This window comes from Fictibacillus phosphorivorans (assembly GCF_007673525.1).
Classification (GTDB): Bacteria; Bacillota; Bacilli; order Bacillales; family Fictibacillaceae; genus Fictibacillus; species Fictibacillus phosphorivorans_C.
The window spans coordinates 1,076,667-1,092,623 of sequence record NZ_VDZU01000001.1; the positions used below are offsets into that span (position 1 = coordinate 1,076,667).

Below are 15,957 nucleotides of genomic sequence, written 5' to 3' on the forward strand. Positions count from 1 at the left end.
TATGATTGATAAAACATCACCAATGCCACTTTACTTTCAGATTGAAGAAGCGATTAAACAAAAGATTGATAAGGGTGAGTGGGAATCTGAAACCATGATACCTTCTGAAAGAGAGTTTGCTGAGAACTATGAAGTAAGCCGCATGACAGTACGGCAGGCTATCAATAATCTTGTGAATGATGGCTACTTAACCCGCCGAAAAGGGAAAGGAACATTTGTTTCTGCAAAGAAAATAGAGCAGAAGCTTCTAGGTCTTACAAGTTTTACAGAAGACATGAAGTCACGAGGCTATAAACCTGCATCTAGACTCATTTCTTTCCAAAAAACAACGGCTGAAAACAGAGTAGCAAAAGCGCTTGAGATCGGAGAGGATCAAGAAATTTATGAGATTAAACGTGTTCGGCTTGCAAATGACATTCCGATGGCGTTCGAGACTACTTATGTTCCCGTTGATCTTCTTGAATTAAACGAATCACACATAAAACAAGGGTCTTTGTATTCTGAAGTTGAGAATGCAGGCTTTGTTATAGATTATGCGACACAAAGTTTAGAAGCGTCCATTTCGCGTGAAGCAGAAAGCGAGATACTTGAGATTACAAAAGGTGCAGCAGTCCTTCTTATTAAAAGACAAACCTATTTAACAACAGGAAGGCCACTTGAACTTGTTCAGTCGGTGTATCGAGGCGATCGCTACAAATTTATGATCGATATGAAACGCTGATCATAAGCGTTTTATATAAAAATGAAAGCGTTTACTAAAAGGGGGAAGAAGCATGGGGAAAGAGCAGCAAATGGCTCATGGTATCATCGAAAAACTTGGAGGTTCTTCAAACATCCAATCGTTGATGCACTGTATGACTAGAATTCGGGTTAATCTACACGATCCGTCAAAGGCGGATCTCAAAGGTCTTAAAGAAGTAGATGGTGTGTTGGGAGTCGTTGAAGATGATACACTGCAGATCATTGTCGGACCTGGCATTGTCAATCGCGTAACTCTTGCGATGAGTGAAGAGACAGGTATGAACATTCAATCTCTTGATGAGACGGACCCAATGGACCTTGAACAGATGGCAAGAATGAATAAGGATGCCATCAACAAAAAGAATGCAACTCCTTTTAAACAGTTTTTACGCAAGATCGCTAGCATCTTTATACCGCTGATTCCTGCAATCGTGGCGTCTGGTTTGATTGCTGGAATGTCAAACGTAGCTGTAAGAATGGGTGCTGACCCAGAATCTTCAATTATGCAGATGCTTAGCTTAATTGGATGGGGTGTTTTTAGTTATCTAGCTGTATTCGTAGGTATCAATACTGCCAAGGAATTTGGTGGAACCCCAGCATTGGGTGGTGCAGCAGGTATCTTACTGATTAACCCGGGCCTTGCGAATATTACCCTCTTTGGAGATCCACTTGTAGTAGGACGTGGTGGATTGATTGGTGTAATGCTTGCCGCGGTTTTAATCGCCTTTTTGGAAAAACGTATTAGAAAATTTGTACACCCTTCAATTGATATTATAGTTACGCCAACATTAGCATTATTAATTACAGGTTTTGCTACGCTATTTGTTCTTCAGCCAGTAGGCGGGTTTTTGTCGGATTTAATTACTAAAGGATTGTTGAATTTAATTGATATTGGCGGTATTTTCTCTGGACTTATCTTAGCAGGAACATTCCTACCGTTGGTTGTAACAGGATTGCATCAAGGGTTAACTCCAGTACACATGGAGCTAATTAACACGATCGGTGATGATCCGTTATTACCGATTCTAGCAATGGGTGGAGCAGGGCAAGTTGGTGCTGCCTTTGCAATCTACTTTAAGACAAAGAACCAGCGTCTTCGTAAAGTTATTAAAGGTGGATTACCTGTAGGTATGCTTGGAATTGGTGAACCGCTAATCTTTGGTGTTACCCTTCCGCTCGGGCGACCTTTCTTGACAGCATGTCTAGGAGCTGCAGTTGGTGGAGCGTTCCAAGCATTCTATGAAGTTGCTACGATTGCCATCGGTGTGTCAGGGATTCCACTCGTGTTTCTTGTAAACGCAAATGAAATGGTCCTCTATCTAGTAGGTTTAGTAATTGCTTATTTCTTCGGATTCTTATTCACATGGACGTTTGGATTTAAAGAGAGTATGGCAAAAGACATCTAACGAATTTAGGAGTGAACGGTTTGTGTTATGGGATTTCAATCTATCTGAGTGAATCAGACACTTTTAATAAAAACTGGATGGAGAAAGCCGCTAAGAGCGGATTTCAATACATCTTTACTTCTCTTCATATACCTGAAGAGAAGGACGTGGATTACGTTAAGCAAGTTAAATGGTTAGGAAATACCGCTCAAGAGTTTCATATGGAAGTAATGGCAGATGTTTCACCAGCTTCTCTAGAGCGGTTGGGTTTATCATTCTCTGAACTGCCTTCCTTAAAAGAATGGGGCATTTCGGGCATCAGGATGGATTATGGGTTTACGGCCAAGCAGATCGCTTGGCTGTCTCACCATCTTAAAATTGGTTTAAACGCAAGTACCATTGATGAAGAACAGCTTAAGAAGTTGATGGATGAGGGACTTCAACCGAATCAAACAGAGGCTTGGCACAACTTTTATCCAAAGCCGTTTACCGGCATATCAAAGCAATCTCTTTATGAGAGAAATGTTCTGTTTCATCGGTATGGAATTAAAACGATGGCATTTATTCAAGGTGATGAACAATTACGCGGCCCTCTTCATTTAGGACTTCCTACAATTGAGAATCACAGACATGTTTCTCCGGCACTTGCTGCATTGGAACTTCAAGAAATGAATACGGACAAAATCTGTGTAGGAGATTTAAACCTGACGAACAAAACTTTACAAGAACTAAAGTATTTAATGGAAGGTACAGTCCCTCTTTATGTTGACTTTAACAAAGGATATGAGACATTCAACAACATGGTTCATTCAAATAGAATGGATGCTGCAGAATATGTGATCCGGTCCGTTGAGTCACGACATCAGCCTTCTCATTTTCAACAGGAAGCTCATGGGTTAGAGGTATTTAATGAAGGAACAATAACGGTTGAAAACGAGTTATATGGCAGATATGCGGGTGAACTTCAGATTTGTTTAAAAGATATACCGGCTGATGCAAAAACGAATGTAGCAGGTCAGATCAAAAAAGAGAGCTTGTCACTGTTGAAGAAAGTTGGATGTGGCAAAAGATTTGTGCTGTTGAATTCAGAAGTGAAATAAAAATTTGTTAACTATTAACCACTTAAAGGAGATCAAGATGGACTTAACCAAATTGGCTACAGAAAAAAGAAATCCTGACACGTTAACTATTGATGAACTTACAACTTTAGAAGTGATCCAAAAAATACACGAAGCCGATCTGGGAGTAGCCAGTTGTATTACTCCTGTTTTAAAAGAAATCAGTTCTGTCGTTGAAAAGGTAGTTACAGCTTTTGAAAATGAAGGTCGATTGATCTATATTGGTGCTGGAACAAGTGGACGGTTAGGCGTTTTGGATGCATCAGAGTGCCCTCCCACATACGGCACAGATCCAAGTTTAGTAGTTGGGGTCATTGCAGGCGGGGATTATGCCCTTCAGCATGCAATTGAGGGAGCGGAAGATGATGCAGAGCTAGGTGAATCCGATCTTAAAGCTTTAAAAATAACTGAACGAGATGTTGTTGTTGCTATTGCGGCTTCTGGCAGAACGCCATATTGCTTAGGTGCGATGAAATACGCAAAAACAAAAGGGGCATTAACAGCAGCTCTTGTGTGTTCTTTAGATTCACCGATGGAGAAGCTTGCGGATATTAGCATTCCTGTTGTTACGGGGCCAGAAGTGGTCACTGGCTCAACTAGAATGAAAGCCGGTACTGCTCAAAAACTTGTATTGAACATGATCAGTACAGCCAGCATGGTGAGATGGGGTAAGGTGTACAGCAATCTCATGGTCGATGTTCAACCAACAAATGAGAAATTAGTTCAGCGTGCCAAAAATATTATTATAGAAGCTTCTGGTGCAACAGAGGAAGAAGCGGAAATGGCTTTGCAAGAACAAGGCGGCAATACAAAGGCTGCGATTTTTCAGCTTGTTACAGGTGTCGCTCCAAACGAAGCAAAATTGCAACTAGATCAGCATAATGGAAAGTTAAAAGAAGCGATACGTAATTTCACTCAAAAGTGAGAGGGGTAGGTACTATGTTAGGTTTCTTACAGCGGATCGGTCGTGCGCTCATGCTTCCGATCGCAGTTCTTCCTGCAGCTGGACTTTTGCTACGTTTTGGTCAAGACGATTTATTAGATATACCATTCTTAGTGGCATCAGGTAATGCGATCTTTGGTCATCTAGCGTTATTATTTGCGATAGGTGTCGCGGTAGGACTCTCGAGAGATGGAAGTGGAGCTGCTGGACTTGCAGGAGCGATCGGTTACTTCGTACTAACAGAAGGAGCTAAAACATTTGCAGAAGTAAACCTAAATTATGACGGGAAATTTGATATGTCTGTCTTAGGAGGTATTCTAGCAGGGGTTATAGCCGGACTTTTATATAATAAATTTTATAATACGAAACTGCCAGAATGGCTTTCCTTTTTCGGAGGTAAACGATTTGTTCCCATTGTAACGGCTGGAACCATGGTACTTCTAGCGCTTGTTTTCGGATTTATATGGCCATACCTTCAGATGGGATTAGAAAACGTTGGTACTTGGATTACAAGTGCCGGTGCGATAGGTGCAGGCATATTTGGTTTCTTTAACCGCTTATTACTTCCACTCGGACTTCATCATGTACTCAACAGCTTCTTATGGTTTGTATTTGGTGAATTTACAGGTGAAAATGGGAAGGTCGTTACGGGTGATCTATGGAGATTCTTTGCTGAAGATCCTAAGGCAGGCTTTTATATGGCTGGATTTTTCCCTGTAATGATGTTCGGACTGCCGGCAGCTTGTTTAGCCATGATTCATACAGCAAAAAAACATCGTAAGAAGGCAGTAGCAGGAATGCTAGGCAGTCTGGCTCTTACATCTTTTGTTACGGGAATTACAGAACCAATCGAATTTGCGTTCATGTTCCTATCTCCTTTACTGTATGTGATCCATGCTGTATTAACCGCTGTTTCGATGTCGGTGGCAGTATTACTAGATATCCATCATGGGTTCACGTTTTCTGCTGGAGCGATTGATTATTTCTTAAACATCGGTATCTCGCAAAATGGTTGGTTGTTACTTCCGATGGGTGCAGTATATTTTGTTTTATACTATGGAATATTCCGTTATCTGATTGTGAAACTGAACTTGAAAACACCAGGCAGAGAAGATGAAGATGCTATTGTATCAGAAGCTGCAGCTACTACTACAGCGAATGAAAAGTATGAAAGGGCTGCATCAGCTTATTTGAGTGCACTCGGAGGAAAAGATAATATCGTGCTGATAGAAAACTGTATTACTAGATTAAGAGTTCAGATTAAAGACTTGTCAGAGGTTGATGAAGAAGCGCTTAAAAAAGCAGGATCAAAAGGTCTGATCAAGCTTAATAATCAAAATATACAGGTCGTTGTAGGATCTGAGGTTGAACCGATCGCAGATTATATGAGAGATAAGCTATAAAGCTATAAAAAAGACCACCATCTTCTTAAAGAAAATGGTGGTCACTTCTTTATTACACGTTCCAATAACCACTTACTGGTACGTTTGCTGCGTATCCATAGGAACATGGGTAAGCATAAACACAGCAGTTTCCATTAAACGAGACGGCTCCGACAATAATGAGCAGCACGAATAGTACCACGTAAAGCGTAAAGCTATCAGAACAGTACTTTCTCGACGACATATTTTCACTCCTCTTCTTGCGTGTGAGAAGCCGGTTTCTCTCCTCAACTCATTTTATGCAAGTAGGATGAGCATAGAAACGGTGATAAATGCCCCATTTTAGAAGAGTTGTATACGAAGTAGAAGTCTATTTGTAAGCCTCATCTAAGATAATGTATAAGTAATCTACGAATTCACCTTTTGAGAACATCGTCACTTCATATACATCACCAAGGTCGTTGTATACATAAGCTGTATCTGTGTCTGTTGTTTCTTCAACATCTACAGGAAGACCAGCTAGTTCAAGTGCTCTAGTCATTTCTTCAGCATTAAACAAGATTTCTTCATCAATTACAGAATAGACAAGACGAGCGGCTTTTCCTTCTACAAACGTTACCGCATATTTATCATTCTGATAATAGTTTACGATAGCAGGGACAAATTCTGTCGTACCTGAGTAGCGAAACTGAATCTTTTCAGATCGGTTCGGTTTACCCCATCTGTCGCTGATTTGTTTTTCGGAAGAGTTTGTGAGTTCACTTGCAACAAATTGATGCTCACTAGTTAGATAGTCCTTTTGTTCGCTATCATCACTTGTTGCCTCATCTTCAGCTGTGCTGCTTTCAGCTTCTGTAGTTGTTGTCTCTGTTGCTTCTGAATCTTCTTTTTCTGATTTAGAAGTGGAGCTGTCAGTAGAATCTTCCTTGTTAGTATTTGTTTCGGAAGCTCCTTGTTCATTTTGTTTCGTATCTTTAGAGCAAGCTGTTACAAAAAGTAACCCAATTATAAGAAATAGTGTTATAAGTTTTTTCATGATACTCCCTCATTATGTAGTTCATATTGTTAAACAGACACTTCCAATGTTAACAAAAGAGTACAAAAATTGAAAATGAAAAGTTTGGCAGATGAAGAAACTTATATCCTTTTCAGAATAGAATGACATTTAAATACCTTATTCTCATAAAATAAGGATATATATAAAGCTTCAATCACATAGTAATCGGTCATACAGTAGCAGCTTGTATAGAGGTATGATCGCAAAGTAAAGTATGAAGGCTATAAAGCTAAATACAAATGGAATACCTATAGTAATATTTCATTTTGTTAACAAATCAACTACAATATATGGTAGACATCCATTAAAAGGCATGATTGTGGAAGGGCAGGTGTTGGGGATGCAGTATATTGTGTATGATTTAGAGATGACAAACCGGCTCTCGGAGATCATAGAGATAGGTGCCATTCGAATGATTGAAGTTGATGGTGAACTTAAAATAGTGGATACGTTTCAGTCATTTGTTCAACCTAAAATGGATAAGTTGAATACACGAATTACGAACCTAACGGGGATCACCAAAAAAGATTTGATTTCAGCTCCGGCTTATACTGAGGCTATTGATAGCTTTAGATCTTGGATTGGTGCAGAAGAATATTACCTTTGTTCCTGGGGACCAGAAGATAAGTGGGCGCTCATTACAGATTCAACATTTCATAAAGCAGACACGGATTGGATTATCAATCATAATGATCTGCAATTTCATTTCAGTATCCTTCATGATAGTGAAAAAGGATTTCGATATGGTCTGTCACGCGCTCTTCAAGCGATGGAGCTGGTTTATGAAGGATCAAAACATAGAGCGCTAGACGATGCGATCAACACAGCCAAAATCCTTACTAAAATTTATCAGAGAGTCAAATTTGTTAAGAACCCGACTTCTTTCTTAGAATCAAAGCTTTTTGAACCTGAAAAGTTAGTATATAAAACAAAGTCTGAAGGAAATGAATCGCCATTCGCTTCCTTGTCAAAGTTATTTAACTAAAGTAATTTTAGTTTTAAATGTAAACTTTGTAATACAAATGGTTAACTATTACAGCCAGGATAGGACTTATTTCCTGTTCCTTCGACTTCCTTCGACATAAATGTGTAGGTATTATAGGGTAAAATCCATAAAAAGTAAGATATGTCGTCATTTGACGAATTGTTTTTGTAGGAAAATGACCTTAGTTTCGATAATAATAGTTAGTAGTAGGGGGTGTTTGTTGGTGGAGACTACATATTACATAACCAATAAAAACAATCAGTTGTTGGAACTTTTGAATACAATCGATCATTGCTTGACGGATGCATGTCTTGAGGAGGTTGATTCAATAATCAAGCTAAAAGAAGAACTGTTAGCAAACGATGGTATACATATAACACCTGAGCAAATTAATAATATTATTTCCTTATTGTTATCGTTTGTACCAAATACAGTTAGAGAAGTTGGTTAATGAAGAATCTCTTCAAAAAGAGGTTCTTTTTTACTACTTAAGTTTATTTCGCCCATCATTTTTGTTCTCTGGGGGTATTAATAAAAAAGAAGTGAATAATCACTTCTTAATTTGATTGCTCAACTTCTTTTTTAGATTTTAATTCTTTCATCTCCTCTTTAAATCTTTCTTGAAGAGAATTTTGGTGACCATATAAGAACAACATGTCTCCTTCTTGAATTTCTGTCGTGTAACTATCCTTTCTTACTGTTACATCCCCTCTTTTAATGAATAGTACAAGTAAATCGTCATCTACTTGTATAACATCTTTTAATTTTTTCCCCATAATCTTTGAATCCTTATGAATGGGAAGTTCGACAACAACATCATCTTCTTCAAAATACATAACGTCTCTTAATGGAAGGTCCGCGAGGTTGTAACTTTTCTCCATATGACTTTCAAAGGTTTTTTTCATATATTTCTTTAGTTTCGGTATGCTTAAGATTAAATAAAGACTAATTAATGCTAAAATAATGATCCCCAGCTCGATCGAGCGGAATTCATCGGATAAGATGTTGCTTATCGATGAGATGATAACCGCTAATGAAAAGACTCCGAACAAAATGAGAAACGTACTCAAACGTCTGCGTACTGGATGCTCCAATATCAATTCAGATTCTCCTGTCGTAAAACCTGTAGCAGTAAACATTGAGATGACTTGGAATCGAGCTATTTCTTTTTTTAATCCGGTTAACGTGAATAGTAGCACGTTAATTTCAATTACTATTCCTATAATTGCAAAATAAAGCAGAGTGAATAAAAAACCCACAAAGGCACCTCCGTTAAAATTCTTCTTTACCTGTATACCCTTATTTTCTATTTATATAGAGGAAATAAATTATTTTATTCGTTTCATAAACATTTATAGCTCCTCATATAGTTTTGGTACAGGAAGGAGGGATGTTGATGACAGGATTTCTAATTACCTTAGTGCCTGCAAGCCTATTGTGTGGAGGAGTTGCTATGTTGATTCATTCATTCGTGAAAAAAGATTCTTATCATTATGATCAAGAGAATCTTTGGGAAGATACATCGCTTACATCGGAAGATTATCGATTGAAATAACACATTCATCACTTGATATTTTCCCTCGTTATGGTAAAAAGTAAGATAACAATAACTAGAATCGAGGACTTGATGTGCGGAAAGTATCAAAGAAATGGTTAATTGGTGGTGCAGGTTTAGCCCTCATACTATTCCTGGTCTTTCAATTTTATGGAGAAACAGAAGGGGCAAGTGAAACACAAACTTTGAAGGTTGTGGCACTTGGAGATTCCTTAACATACGGAGTGGGTGATCCGTCCAAGACAGGTTATATTGGCATCGTTAAAAGAAATATTCAGCAGCAAACAGGAAGAAACGTTATTATTAATAATTTTGGAATCTCTGGACAGCGTTCTGACCAATTATTAAGACAATTGGATAATGGAGTCGTCATCAAATCATTAAGACAAGCGGATCATATCTTTGTCTTTATTGGAACTAATGATTTTCGCAAGGCTGCGGGTTGGAACTTTCGACAGTTGCCTCAACAAAAATTAGTACTTGGAAAAGAAAAGTTAAGAAACAACTTAAGTAAAACACTGACAGTCGTGCGTGAAAACAATTCGTTCGCGCCAGTCTATGTATTAGGACTATATAATCCTTATTTCGGAAAAGAATACGATCCAACAGCTGCAGACAGTATTAAGTCCTGGAACGAGGCAATTGTTGAGGCAAGCAAAGAAAGCACACTTACAAAATACATTTCCACCTTTGAACTTTATGAAAACGTGGAGAAAGAACTGTATTTTTCTGATTCTATCCATCCAAATAGAAGAGGATATAACAGATTAGGAAACTGGGTTTACAACCAATGGAAGCCATTAAACCAAGAATGATCTCTTAGAAGCTGATGCTTCTAAGAGGTTTTTTTATTTTTCTTTTTAAAAGGCAGTTTTCGTAAACTTTGTTGCTTTTGGAAGTGTTGATCTCCGTTCCAGGCTGCTCGCTTTCCACTCCAATCAATTTTCAAAGGTGACAAGGAGTTCATAGCAACAATCTTATAAAAAAAAGCGTTTTAAAACGCTGTTGCGGTAAACTTGCTTGCTCTTTGGAAGAAGTTTATTTCAGGTGCTCGGTTTTCCTTGGGGCAGGCGAGAAATCGCGGACATTCCATTCCAATCAACTGTCAATGGAAGTAAGGAATCGATAGGCACAACCTATTAGAAAAAACTTTTAAAAAAACGATTGACTTGAGAATGATTATCATTATAATTAGAAGTGAAGTTGATAATCGTTTTCAATTACTTATACATAGAAGGGGTAACTGACATATGTTTAAAAAGAATATATTCACTGCTGTTGTAATGGTCCTACTAGCTGCTTTAGTCTTAGCTGGCTGTGGTAAATCTAACGATGGTGCAAGTTCAAGCAACAACGATGCAAAAAAAGAAGAGAAGAAAAGCGGGGAAGTAAATTTATATACAAGTCGTCACTATGACGTTGATGATAAAATCTTTGCTGATTTTACAAAAGAGACTGGAATTAAAGTCAACCTTATTAAAGGTGAAGAAGATGAATTGATCGAGCGTCTTTCTAGAGAAGGGAAAGCAACAAAAGGAGATCTATTCTTCACATCTGATGCTGGTCGTTTGCACTGGGCAAAAGATAAGGACCTTATGCAAAGTGTTGAAAGTGATACATTGAATAAAAACATTCCAGAGAATTTAAGAGATAAAGATAATCAATGGTTTGGTCTGACAAAGCGTGCACGTGTCATCGTGTACGACAAGAAAAAAGTTGATCAGTCTGAACTTTCTACTTATGAAGCATTAACTGAAGACAAATGGAAAGGGAAAGTACTGATCCGTTCGTCTGAAAACATCTACAATCAATCATTAGTATCTTCATTTATTTCATTAAACGGAAAAGATGAAGCGAAGAAATGGGCAGAAGGAATCGTTAACAATATGGCTCGTGATCCTCAAGGCGGTGACCGTGACCAAGCGAAGGGTATCGTTGCAGGTGAAGGTGATGTGGCCATCATGAACTCTTATTATTTTGGTCAGATGTTGAACTCAGAAGATCCTGAAGAAGTGAAAGTTGCTAAACAGCTAAGCGTATTCTTCCCTAACCAAGAAACAACAGGTACGCACATTAATATTAGTGGTATAGGTGTTACGAAACATGCTAAGAACAAAGAGAATGCTATTGAACTAATGGAATATCTGTCTAGTCCTAAAGTTCAAGAAGTATTTGCTGAAGCAAACTACGAGTATCCTGTTAATAAAGATGTTGAACCTTCAGAGCTTTTAAAATCTTGGGGTAACTTTAAAGAACAAGATCTTAACCTTTCTGAGCTAGGTGAAAACAATGCAGATGCTGTTAAAATTATGAATGAAGTTAGCTGGAAATAAACGTTAATATCTTGCCGTATCACGATTTGTGATACGGCTAATTCCATGTAAAACAAACAACCGAGAACAATGCTGATGAGTAAAGAAGGTGAAGATATTGTATTTAATTCGAAAAATGAGATCACAGTTTAATAGTTGGGCTTTGCTTAGTGTGATTTTTTCTGTTTTGATCCTTTTACCGGCTTTGCTCATCATGGTTCAGTTATTCGCTGAGAGTAATGAGAATTGGGAACACATTAAAGAATATATGTTGAAAAACTATGTAGTAAATTCCGTGACACTCGTTAGTTTTACTGGACTTTTTACAGTGTTGATCGGGGTAAGTGCGGCGTGGCTAGTTTCTGCTTATAAAGTACCTATGCATCGGTTCTTTAAATGGGGTCTCATACTGCCTCTTGCGATTCCACCATACATTGGAGCCTATACGTACCATGGAATTTTAAATTATACCGGAGTCATTCAGACGACATTAAGGAACCAGTTTGGTATAAAAGTAGATCAGAAGTTTTTTGACATTATGAACATCCCAGGTGCTGTTTTCATTTTCACGATGTTTCTTTATCCGTATGTATATATCATTACAAGAAGTTTCTTAGAAAATCAGTCATCATCACTGATTGAGAATGCACGTTTGTTAGGAAAAGGATCGTTCATGACGTTTATACAAGTTGTGCTTCCTGTGTCACGTGCAGCGATCGTTGGTGGCGTTAGTCTTGTGATTCTTGAAGTCTTTAACGATTACGGAGTAGTTAAATATTTTGGCATTCAAACCTTTAGTACAGCCATATTTCAAGCTTGGTTTGGAATGGGAGACATCTATTCGGCTATCAAGTTAGCGGGTACTCTGATGTTTATCGTAGTTTTGATTTTGATCCTAGAAAAAGTAATAAGGGGCAGGAAGCAGTATAGCTATTCCACTTCGAAAGTTCGCCCGTTACAACCTAAAGAACTTAAAGGCTGGAAAAAGTTCGCTGTGCTATCTTTTTTTATCTCTTTATTTGCTCTAGCTTTCGCCATTCCTTTTATACAGCTTTTACAATGGGTGTATATGACTTATGACGTGATCTTAAGTGCTGCATTCGCTGATTTGATTTGGAATTCAGTCTTTGTTGCTGCTATAGGTTCAGTTCTTATTATTATCGTCGCCTTAATCATCGCCAACTTTAGCCGTCTTTCGAAGGGCTGGATCGGGAAGGTGTTTTCCAAAATTACAGTTTTAGGCTATTCGATTCCTGGAGCTGTTATTGCTATAGGCGTCCTTACATTATTCCTCTCACTAGATGAAAAAGTAATAACCTTGTATGAATGGTTTGGACTAGAGCCAACCCTTGTACTAAGCCTCAGCATTAGTATGCTAATCTTTGCTTATGTTGTTCGCTTTCTTGCTGTTGGTTTTAACTCAATCGAATCAGGTTTTGATAAAGTAGGAACAGTTTTTACAGAAGCTTCAAGAACATTAGGAATGTCAGTAACAAAGACGTTTTTTAAAGTAGATATCAAAATGATCAAAGGTGCGATTGCTGGTGGTTTCATCCTTGTTTTTGTAGATATTTTAAAAGAGCTGCCTCTTACTCTGATCCTACAGCCTTTTAATTTTTATACGTTGGCTACAAAAACATTTCAATACGCAAGTGATGAACGTATTCATGAAGCCGCTGTTTCATCAATGGTTATTATTTGTATAAGTGCACTTTCAATCTTCTTTTTACACAGAGTTTTAGAAAAGGAGCCAAAATAATGTTTGTTCAAATCAAAAACTTAACGTTTCATTACAAAAATTCGCAAAAACCTTTGTTTGAAAACCTATCTCTCAACTTTAAGCAGGGAGAAGTTTCAGTGATTTTAGGAGAAAGTGGGAGTGGGAAAAGTACGTTACTTCGTCTTATAGCAGGGCTAGAAGTGCCATCAAGAGGTTCGATCCTAATCGATCAGGCAGTCATGAACGATAACTTCCGTTTTGTTCAGCCGGAAAAACGTGGAGTTGGTCTAGTTTTTCAAGATTATGCTTTGTTCCCTCATATGACGGTTGAAAAGAACATCAAATTTGGCTTAACAAAAATGAATCGTAAACAGAAACAAGCACGAATGGAAGAATTATTGGCTATTGTAGGTATGGAGGACTATGCGTCTCGATATCCTTATGAATTGAGCGGCGGTCAGCAGCAGCGTGTAGCACTAGCAAGGGCTATGGCTCCAAACCCATCATTGATCATGTTTGACGAGCCTTTTAGCAATCTGGATTCTAAGCTTCAATTACAGATTCGTGATGAGCTGCAGGAAATCCTTAAACGTACTGGAATCACTTCTATTTTTGTAACTCATGATGAAGAAGATGCTCGGTCAATAGGTGACCGAATCATACTGATGAATAATGGAAAGATACAAGATGAAGGGCTTCCTGAAATGGTGCTGCAGAAGAATAAAGAAAAGTTATCACTAGCATACGTATAAAAAAAACCGGGATATCCCGGTTTTTATTTTTTGAATTGAGTATCTAATTTTCCGTTCATGTCGATTAAGAACCCAATTTCTCGTCCTAATAATTCACCTAGTTCTTTTGCTTTCTTTTCGCTTTCGTTCTTTATTTGTTCAATCGTAAGTTCACCTTTTAGTTTTGATGCTCCAACGATAATACTTAATTCACCTTTTTCATAAAATACGATTTTCATTTACAATACCTCCCTGAAAAATAGAACCTTATACATAATTCGTTTTTTCTCACATGATTATGGGGTAGAAGTGAGAATATGGAAAAACATTCATCATGAAACAATTAATTGGAATAAATAAGCATAGCTCGTATTCTTGACAAAAATTTATGTATATTGATAAAATTAGAGCATATTATATATGATTCGCTGAATTTGGATGTTCTATTCGATAGAATATTCTGAAGCGGGGGAACCACGATATGGCTTTAAAAGCCTCGGGATGAATTTGTGCATGCACAAAAGGGACAACTCTCAATTTCCTAATCCGACAGCTAACCTCGTAAGCGTTTTTGGAGAGAGAACTCTATACATGGGCTCAGTCTATGTGTTGCGGTGTATTCCCACGGAAAATCCTCTCTATTTTCGGTGGGTTTTTATATGCAACAAATAGGGCATGTATTAGTATAAATTTCTTCAGAGCTTCTGCACACAAAATAGTGAGAAAATTTTAACAAAGGGGGTACTTTATTATGAAATTATCTACAAAAATTTTAATCGCTCTTGCACTTGGGGTTGTTGCTGGTCTCATTCTTAACCTAGCCGTGCCTGATGCTTTCTCAACACTGGACAAATATGTTTTAAAGCCAGTAGGGACATTATTCTTAAACCTTATTAAAATGTTAGTTGTTCCGATTGTCTTCTTCTCAATCGTACTTGGAACTGCAGGACTAGGTGATCCGAAGAAACTTGGAAGAGTGGGTGCCAAAACAGTTGGTTATTTCTTAGGAACTACAACAATTGCTATTATTATTGCTATGGCCTTAGCACTTGTCTTTAAACCAGGTGTAGGTGACTTTGAAACAGAAGGTGCCAAGTTTGAGCAACAAGAAGCGCCAGCAGTAACAGATACGTTACTAAACATCATTCCTACTAATCCGATACAAGCGATGACTGAAGGAAATATGCTTCAAATTATTGCATTCTCCGTGTTTGTAGGATTTGCTCTAACGATGTTGGGGAGCAAAACAAAAGGTGTTATGGATCTAATTGAACAAGGTAACGACATTATGATGTATCTTGTAAACGTGATTATGAAATTCGCTCCTTATGGTGCATTTGCATTGATTGCTTCAGCAGTTGGAAGCCAAGGCATGGATGCGATCAAAGCGATGGGCTTATACATGAGCGTAGTTATCTTAGCGTTATTCCTTCACTCTGTTGTCGCGTATGGGGGTTCAATTGCTCTATTCGCAAAGAAGAGCCCGATCTGGTTCTTTAAAGGTTTTGCGCCAGCAATGTCAGTAGCATTCAGTACGTCAAGTTCGAATGCAACACTTCCAATCTCAATGAAAACAGCTCAAGAAAATCTGGGTGTTCGAAAATCAATCAGTGGTTTTGTTCAACCGCTCGGTGCAACGATTAACATGGATGGAACAGCCATCATGCAAGGTGTTGCGACGATTTTTATCGCACAAGTATATGATGTGAACTTGGGTATTACGGAAATGCTTACGGTTATTCTAACGGCTGTTCTAGCTAGTATCGGTACAGCTGGTGTTCCTGGTGTTGGATTGATCATGTTAGCGATGGTATTGAACTCTGTAGGATTACCAGTCGAAGGTATTGCTTTAATCCTAGGTGTTGATAGACTTCTTGATATGCTAAGAACAGCTGTTAACATCACAGGTGACGCTGCTTGCGCGGTAATCGTTGATAAAGGTGAAGACAAACACCTTGGAACTCGTGAACAAGAGGTAAGTGCATAAACGAATGCTATAAAAGGTCATAGTGAATACAATCACTGTGG

17 protein-coding genes and 1 riboswitch are annotated in these 15,957 nt (G+C 38.2%); of the genes, 13 read left to right on the top strand and 4 right to left on the bottom strand.

Going from position 1 to position 15,957, the window contains the following annotated elements; all coding sequences use genetic code 11:
• The first annotated feature begins 1 nt into the window (after position 1).
• Genes FS458_RS05140 through nagE form a run of 5 tightly spaced genes read left to right on the top strand, consistent with a single transcriptional unit; the run spans position 2 to position 5,590 of the window.
• Positions 2 to 721 (top strand): GntR family transcriptional regulator, encoded by a 720-nt coding sequence (locus FS458_RS05140; RefSeq protein WP_144698424.1) that lies wholly within the window; start codon positions 2 to 4, stop codon positions 719 to 721.
• Between the two features lie 52 nt (positions 722 to 773).
• Positions 774 to 2,147, top strand: coding sequence for a PTS transporter subunit EIIC (locus tag FS458_RS05145; RefSeq protein ID WP_066397092.1), 1,374 nt, complete (start codon positions 774 to 776; stop codon positions 2,145 to 2,147).
• A 20-nt stretch (positions 2,148 to 2,167) separates the two neighbouring features.
• Complete coding sequence (locus FS458_RS05150) at positions 2,168 to 3,226, top strand: DUF871 domain-containing protein (protein WP_186320454.1); 1,059 nt, start codon at positions 2,168 to 2,170, stop codon at positions 3,224 to 3,226.
• 37 nt (positions 3,227 to 3,263) lie between these two features.
• Positions 3,264 to 4,169, top strand: a complete 906-nt coding sequence (murQ, locus tag FS458_RS05155; protein WP_144698428.1) for an N-acetylmuramic acid 6-phosphate etherase — start codon at positions 3,264 to 3,266, stop codon at positions 4,167 to 4,169.
• A gap of 14 nt (positions 4,170 to 4,183) precedes the next feature.
• On the top strand, positions 4,184 to 5,590 hold the full coding sequence (gene nagE, locus FS458_RS05160; RefSeq protein ID WP_144698430.1) for an N-acetylglucosamine-specific PTS transporter subunit IIBC: 1,407 nt from the start codon (positions 4,184 to 4,186) through the stop codon (positions 5,588 to 5,590).
• A 52-nt stretch (positions 5,591 to 5,642) separates the two neighbouring features.
• Here nagE and FS458_RS05165 read toward each other — a convergent pair whose 3' ends face one another.
• Together FS458_RS05165 and FS458_RS05170 are read right to left on the bottom strand one after the other, a co-directional pair.
• The gene (locus FS458_RS05165; RefSeq protein ID WP_144698432.1) at positions 5,643 to 5,813 is read right to left on the bottom strand and encodes a YjcZ family sporulation protein; all 171 of its coding nucleotides are present in this window, start codon (positions 5,811 to 5,813) and stop codon (positions 5,643 to 5,645) included.
• Positions 5,814 to 5,939: 126 nt separating this feature from the next.
• The gene (locus FS458_RS05170) at positions 5,940 to 6,605 is read right to left on the bottom strand and encodes a hypothetical protein (RefSeq protein ID WP_144698434.1); all 666 of its coding nucleotides are present in this window, start codon (positions 6,603 to 6,605) and stop codon (positions 5,940 to 5,942) included.
• Between the two features lie 361 nt (positions 6,606 to 6,966).
• Here FS458_RS05170 and FS458_RS05175 point away from each other — a divergent pair, with 361 nt between their 5' ends.
• Together FS458_RS05175 and FS458_RS05180 are read left to right on the top strand one after the other, a co-directional pair.
• A complete protein-coding gene (locus tag FS458_RS05175; RefSeq protein WP_186320455.1) occupies positions 6,967 to 7,611 on the top strand; it encodes a 3'-5' exonuclease in 645 nt (214 codons plus the stop codon).
• Positions 7,612 to 7,831: 220 nt separating this feature from the next.
• The gene (locus FS458_RS05180) at positions 7,832 to 8,062 is read left to right on the top strand and encodes a hypothetical protein (RefSeq protein ID WP_144698438.1); all 231 of its coding nucleotides are present in this window, start codon (positions 7,832 to 7,834) and stop codon (positions 8,060 to 8,062) included.
• Between the two features lie 106 nt (positions 8,063 to 8,168).
• Here FS458_RS05180 and FS458_RS05185 read toward each other — a convergent pair whose 3' ends face one another.
• Positions 8,169 to 8,870, bottom strand: coding sequence for a TrkA C-terminal domain-containing protein (locus FS458_RS05185; RefSeq protein WP_144698440.1), 702 nt, complete (start codon positions 8,868 to 8,870; stop codon positions 8,169 to 8,171).
• A gap of 137 nt (positions 8,871 to 9,007) precedes the next feature.
• Here FS458_RS05185 and FS458_RS20590 point away from each other — a divergent pair, with 137 nt between their 5' ends.
• The 5 genes from FS458_RS20590 to FS458_RS05205 all read left to right on the top strand — a co-directional run bounded on the left by FS458_RS20590 (position 9,008) and on the right by FS458_RS05205 (position 13,950).
• Complete coding sequence (locus FS458_RS20590) at positions 9,008 to 9,166, top strand: hypothetical protein (RefSeq protein ID WP_186320456.1); 159 nt, start codon at positions 9,008 to 9,010, stop codon at positions 9,164 to 9,166.
• Between the two features lie 74 nt (positions 9,167 to 9,240).
• Positions 9,241 to 9,981 carry a GDSL-type esterase/lipase family protein gene (locus FS458_RS05190; protein ID WP_144698442.1) on the top strand — a complete coding sequence of 247 codons (741 nt, stop codon included), beginning with the start codon at positions 9,241 to 9,243 and terminating at the stop codon, positions 9,979 to 9,981.
• Positions 9,982 to 10,416: 435 nt separating this feature from the next.
• A complete protein-coding gene (locus tag FS458_RS05195) occupies positions 10,417 to 11,499 on the top strand; it encodes a Fe(3+) ABC transporter substrate-binding protein (RefSeq protein WP_144698444.1) in 1,083 nt (360 codons plus the stop codon).
• A 115-nt stretch (positions 11,500 to 11,614) separates the two neighbouring features.
• Positions 11,615 to 13,237, top strand: coding sequence for an ABC transporter permease (locus FS458_RS05200; protein WP_144703302.1), 1,623 nt, complete (start codon positions 11,615 to 11,617; stop codon positions 13,235 to 13,237).
• Entirely contained in the window at positions 13,237 to 13,950 is a 714-nt protein-coding gene (locus tag FS458_RS05205) for an ABC transporter ATP-binding protein (RefSeq protein WP_144698446.1), read from the top strand. Before FS458_RS05200 ends, FS458_RS05205 begins: the two co-directional genes overlap by 1 nt.
• Positions 13,951 to 13,973: 23 nt before the next feature.
• Here the strand turns inward: FS458_RS05205 and FS458_RS05210 are convergent, their stop codons facing one another.
• Positions 13,974 to 14,168: a hypothetical protein gene (locus tag FS458_RS05210; protein WP_144698448.1), complete on the bottom strand. Its 195-nt coding sequence runs from the start codon at positions 14,166 to 14,168 to the stop codon at positions 13,974 to 13,976.
• Between the two features lie 177 nt (positions 14,169 to 14,345).
• A riboswitch (cyclic di-AMP (ydaO/yuaA leader) is annotated at positions 14,346 to 14,512 on the top strand.
• Between the two features lie 168 nt (positions 14,513 to 14,680).
• Between FS458_RS05210 and FS458_RS05215 the strand changes: the two genes are divergently transcribed.
• Positions 14,681 to 15,916: a dicarboxylate/amino acid:cation symporter gene (locus FS458_RS05215; RefSeq protein ID WP_144698450.1), complete on the top strand. Its 1,236-nt coding sequence runs from the start codon at positions 14,681 to 14,683 to the stop codon at positions 15,914 to 15,916.
• The last annotated feature ends 41 nt before the right edge of the window (positions 15,917 to 15,957 follow it).

What these genes read in the sequence shown, in the direction of transcription:
- FS458_RS20590 (WP_186320456.1), top strand. Translation starts at nt 9,008, where the DNA reads ATGACAGGATTTCTAATTACCTTAGTGCCTGCAAGCCTATTGTGTGGA.
- FS458_RS05175 (WP_186320455.1), top strand. Translation starts at nt 6,967, where the DNA reads ATGCAGTATATTGTGTATGATTTAGAGATGACAAACCGGCTCTCGGAG.
- FS458_RS05165 (WP_144698432.1), bottom strand. Translation starts at nt 5,813, where the DNA reads ATGTCGTCGAGAAAGTACTGTTCTGATAGCTTTACGCTTTACGTGGTA.
- FS458_RS05145 (WP_066397092.1), top strand. Translation starts at nt 774, where the DNA reads ATGGGGAAAGAGCAGCAAATGGCTCATGGTATCATCGAAAAACTTGGA.
- murQ (WP_144698428.1), top strand. Translation starts at nt 3,264, where the DNA reads ATGGACTTAACCAAATTGGCTACAGAAAAAAGAAATCCTGACACGTTA.
- FS458_RS05200 (WP_144703302.1), top strand. Translation starts at nt 11,615, where the DNA reads ATGAGATCACAGTTTAATAGTTGGGCTTTGCTTAGTGTGATTTTTTCT.
- FS458_RS05215 (WP_144698450.1), top strand. Translation starts at nt 14,681, where the DNA reads ATGAAATTATCTACAAAAATTTTAATCGCTCTTGCACTTGGGGTTGTT.
- nagE (WP_144698430.1), top strand. Translation starts at nt 4,184, where the DNA reads ATGTTAGGTTTCTTACAGCGGATCGGTCGTGCGCTCATGCTTCCGATC.
- FS458_RS05170 (WP_144698434.1), bottom strand. Translation starts at nt 6,605, where the DNA reads ATGAAAAAACTTATAACACTATTTCTTATAATTGGGTTACTTTTTGTA.
- FS458_RS05205 (WP_144698446.1), top strand. Translation starts at nt 13,237, where the DNA reads ATGTTTGTTCAAATCAAAAACTTAACGTTTCATTACAAAAATTCGCAA.
- FS458_RS05195 (WP_144698444.1), top strand. Translation starts at nt 10,417, where the DNA reads ATGTTTAAAAAGAATATATTCACTGCTGTTGTAATGGTCCTACTAGCT.
- FS458_RS05210 (WP_144698448.1), bottom strand. Translation starts at nt 14,168, where the DNA reads ATGAAAATCGTATTTTATGAAAAAGGTGAATTAAGTATTATCGTTGGA.
- FS458_RS05140 (WP_144698424.1), top strand. Translation starts at nt 2, where the DNA reads ATGATTGATAAAACATCACCAATGCCACTTTACTTTCAGATTGAAGAA.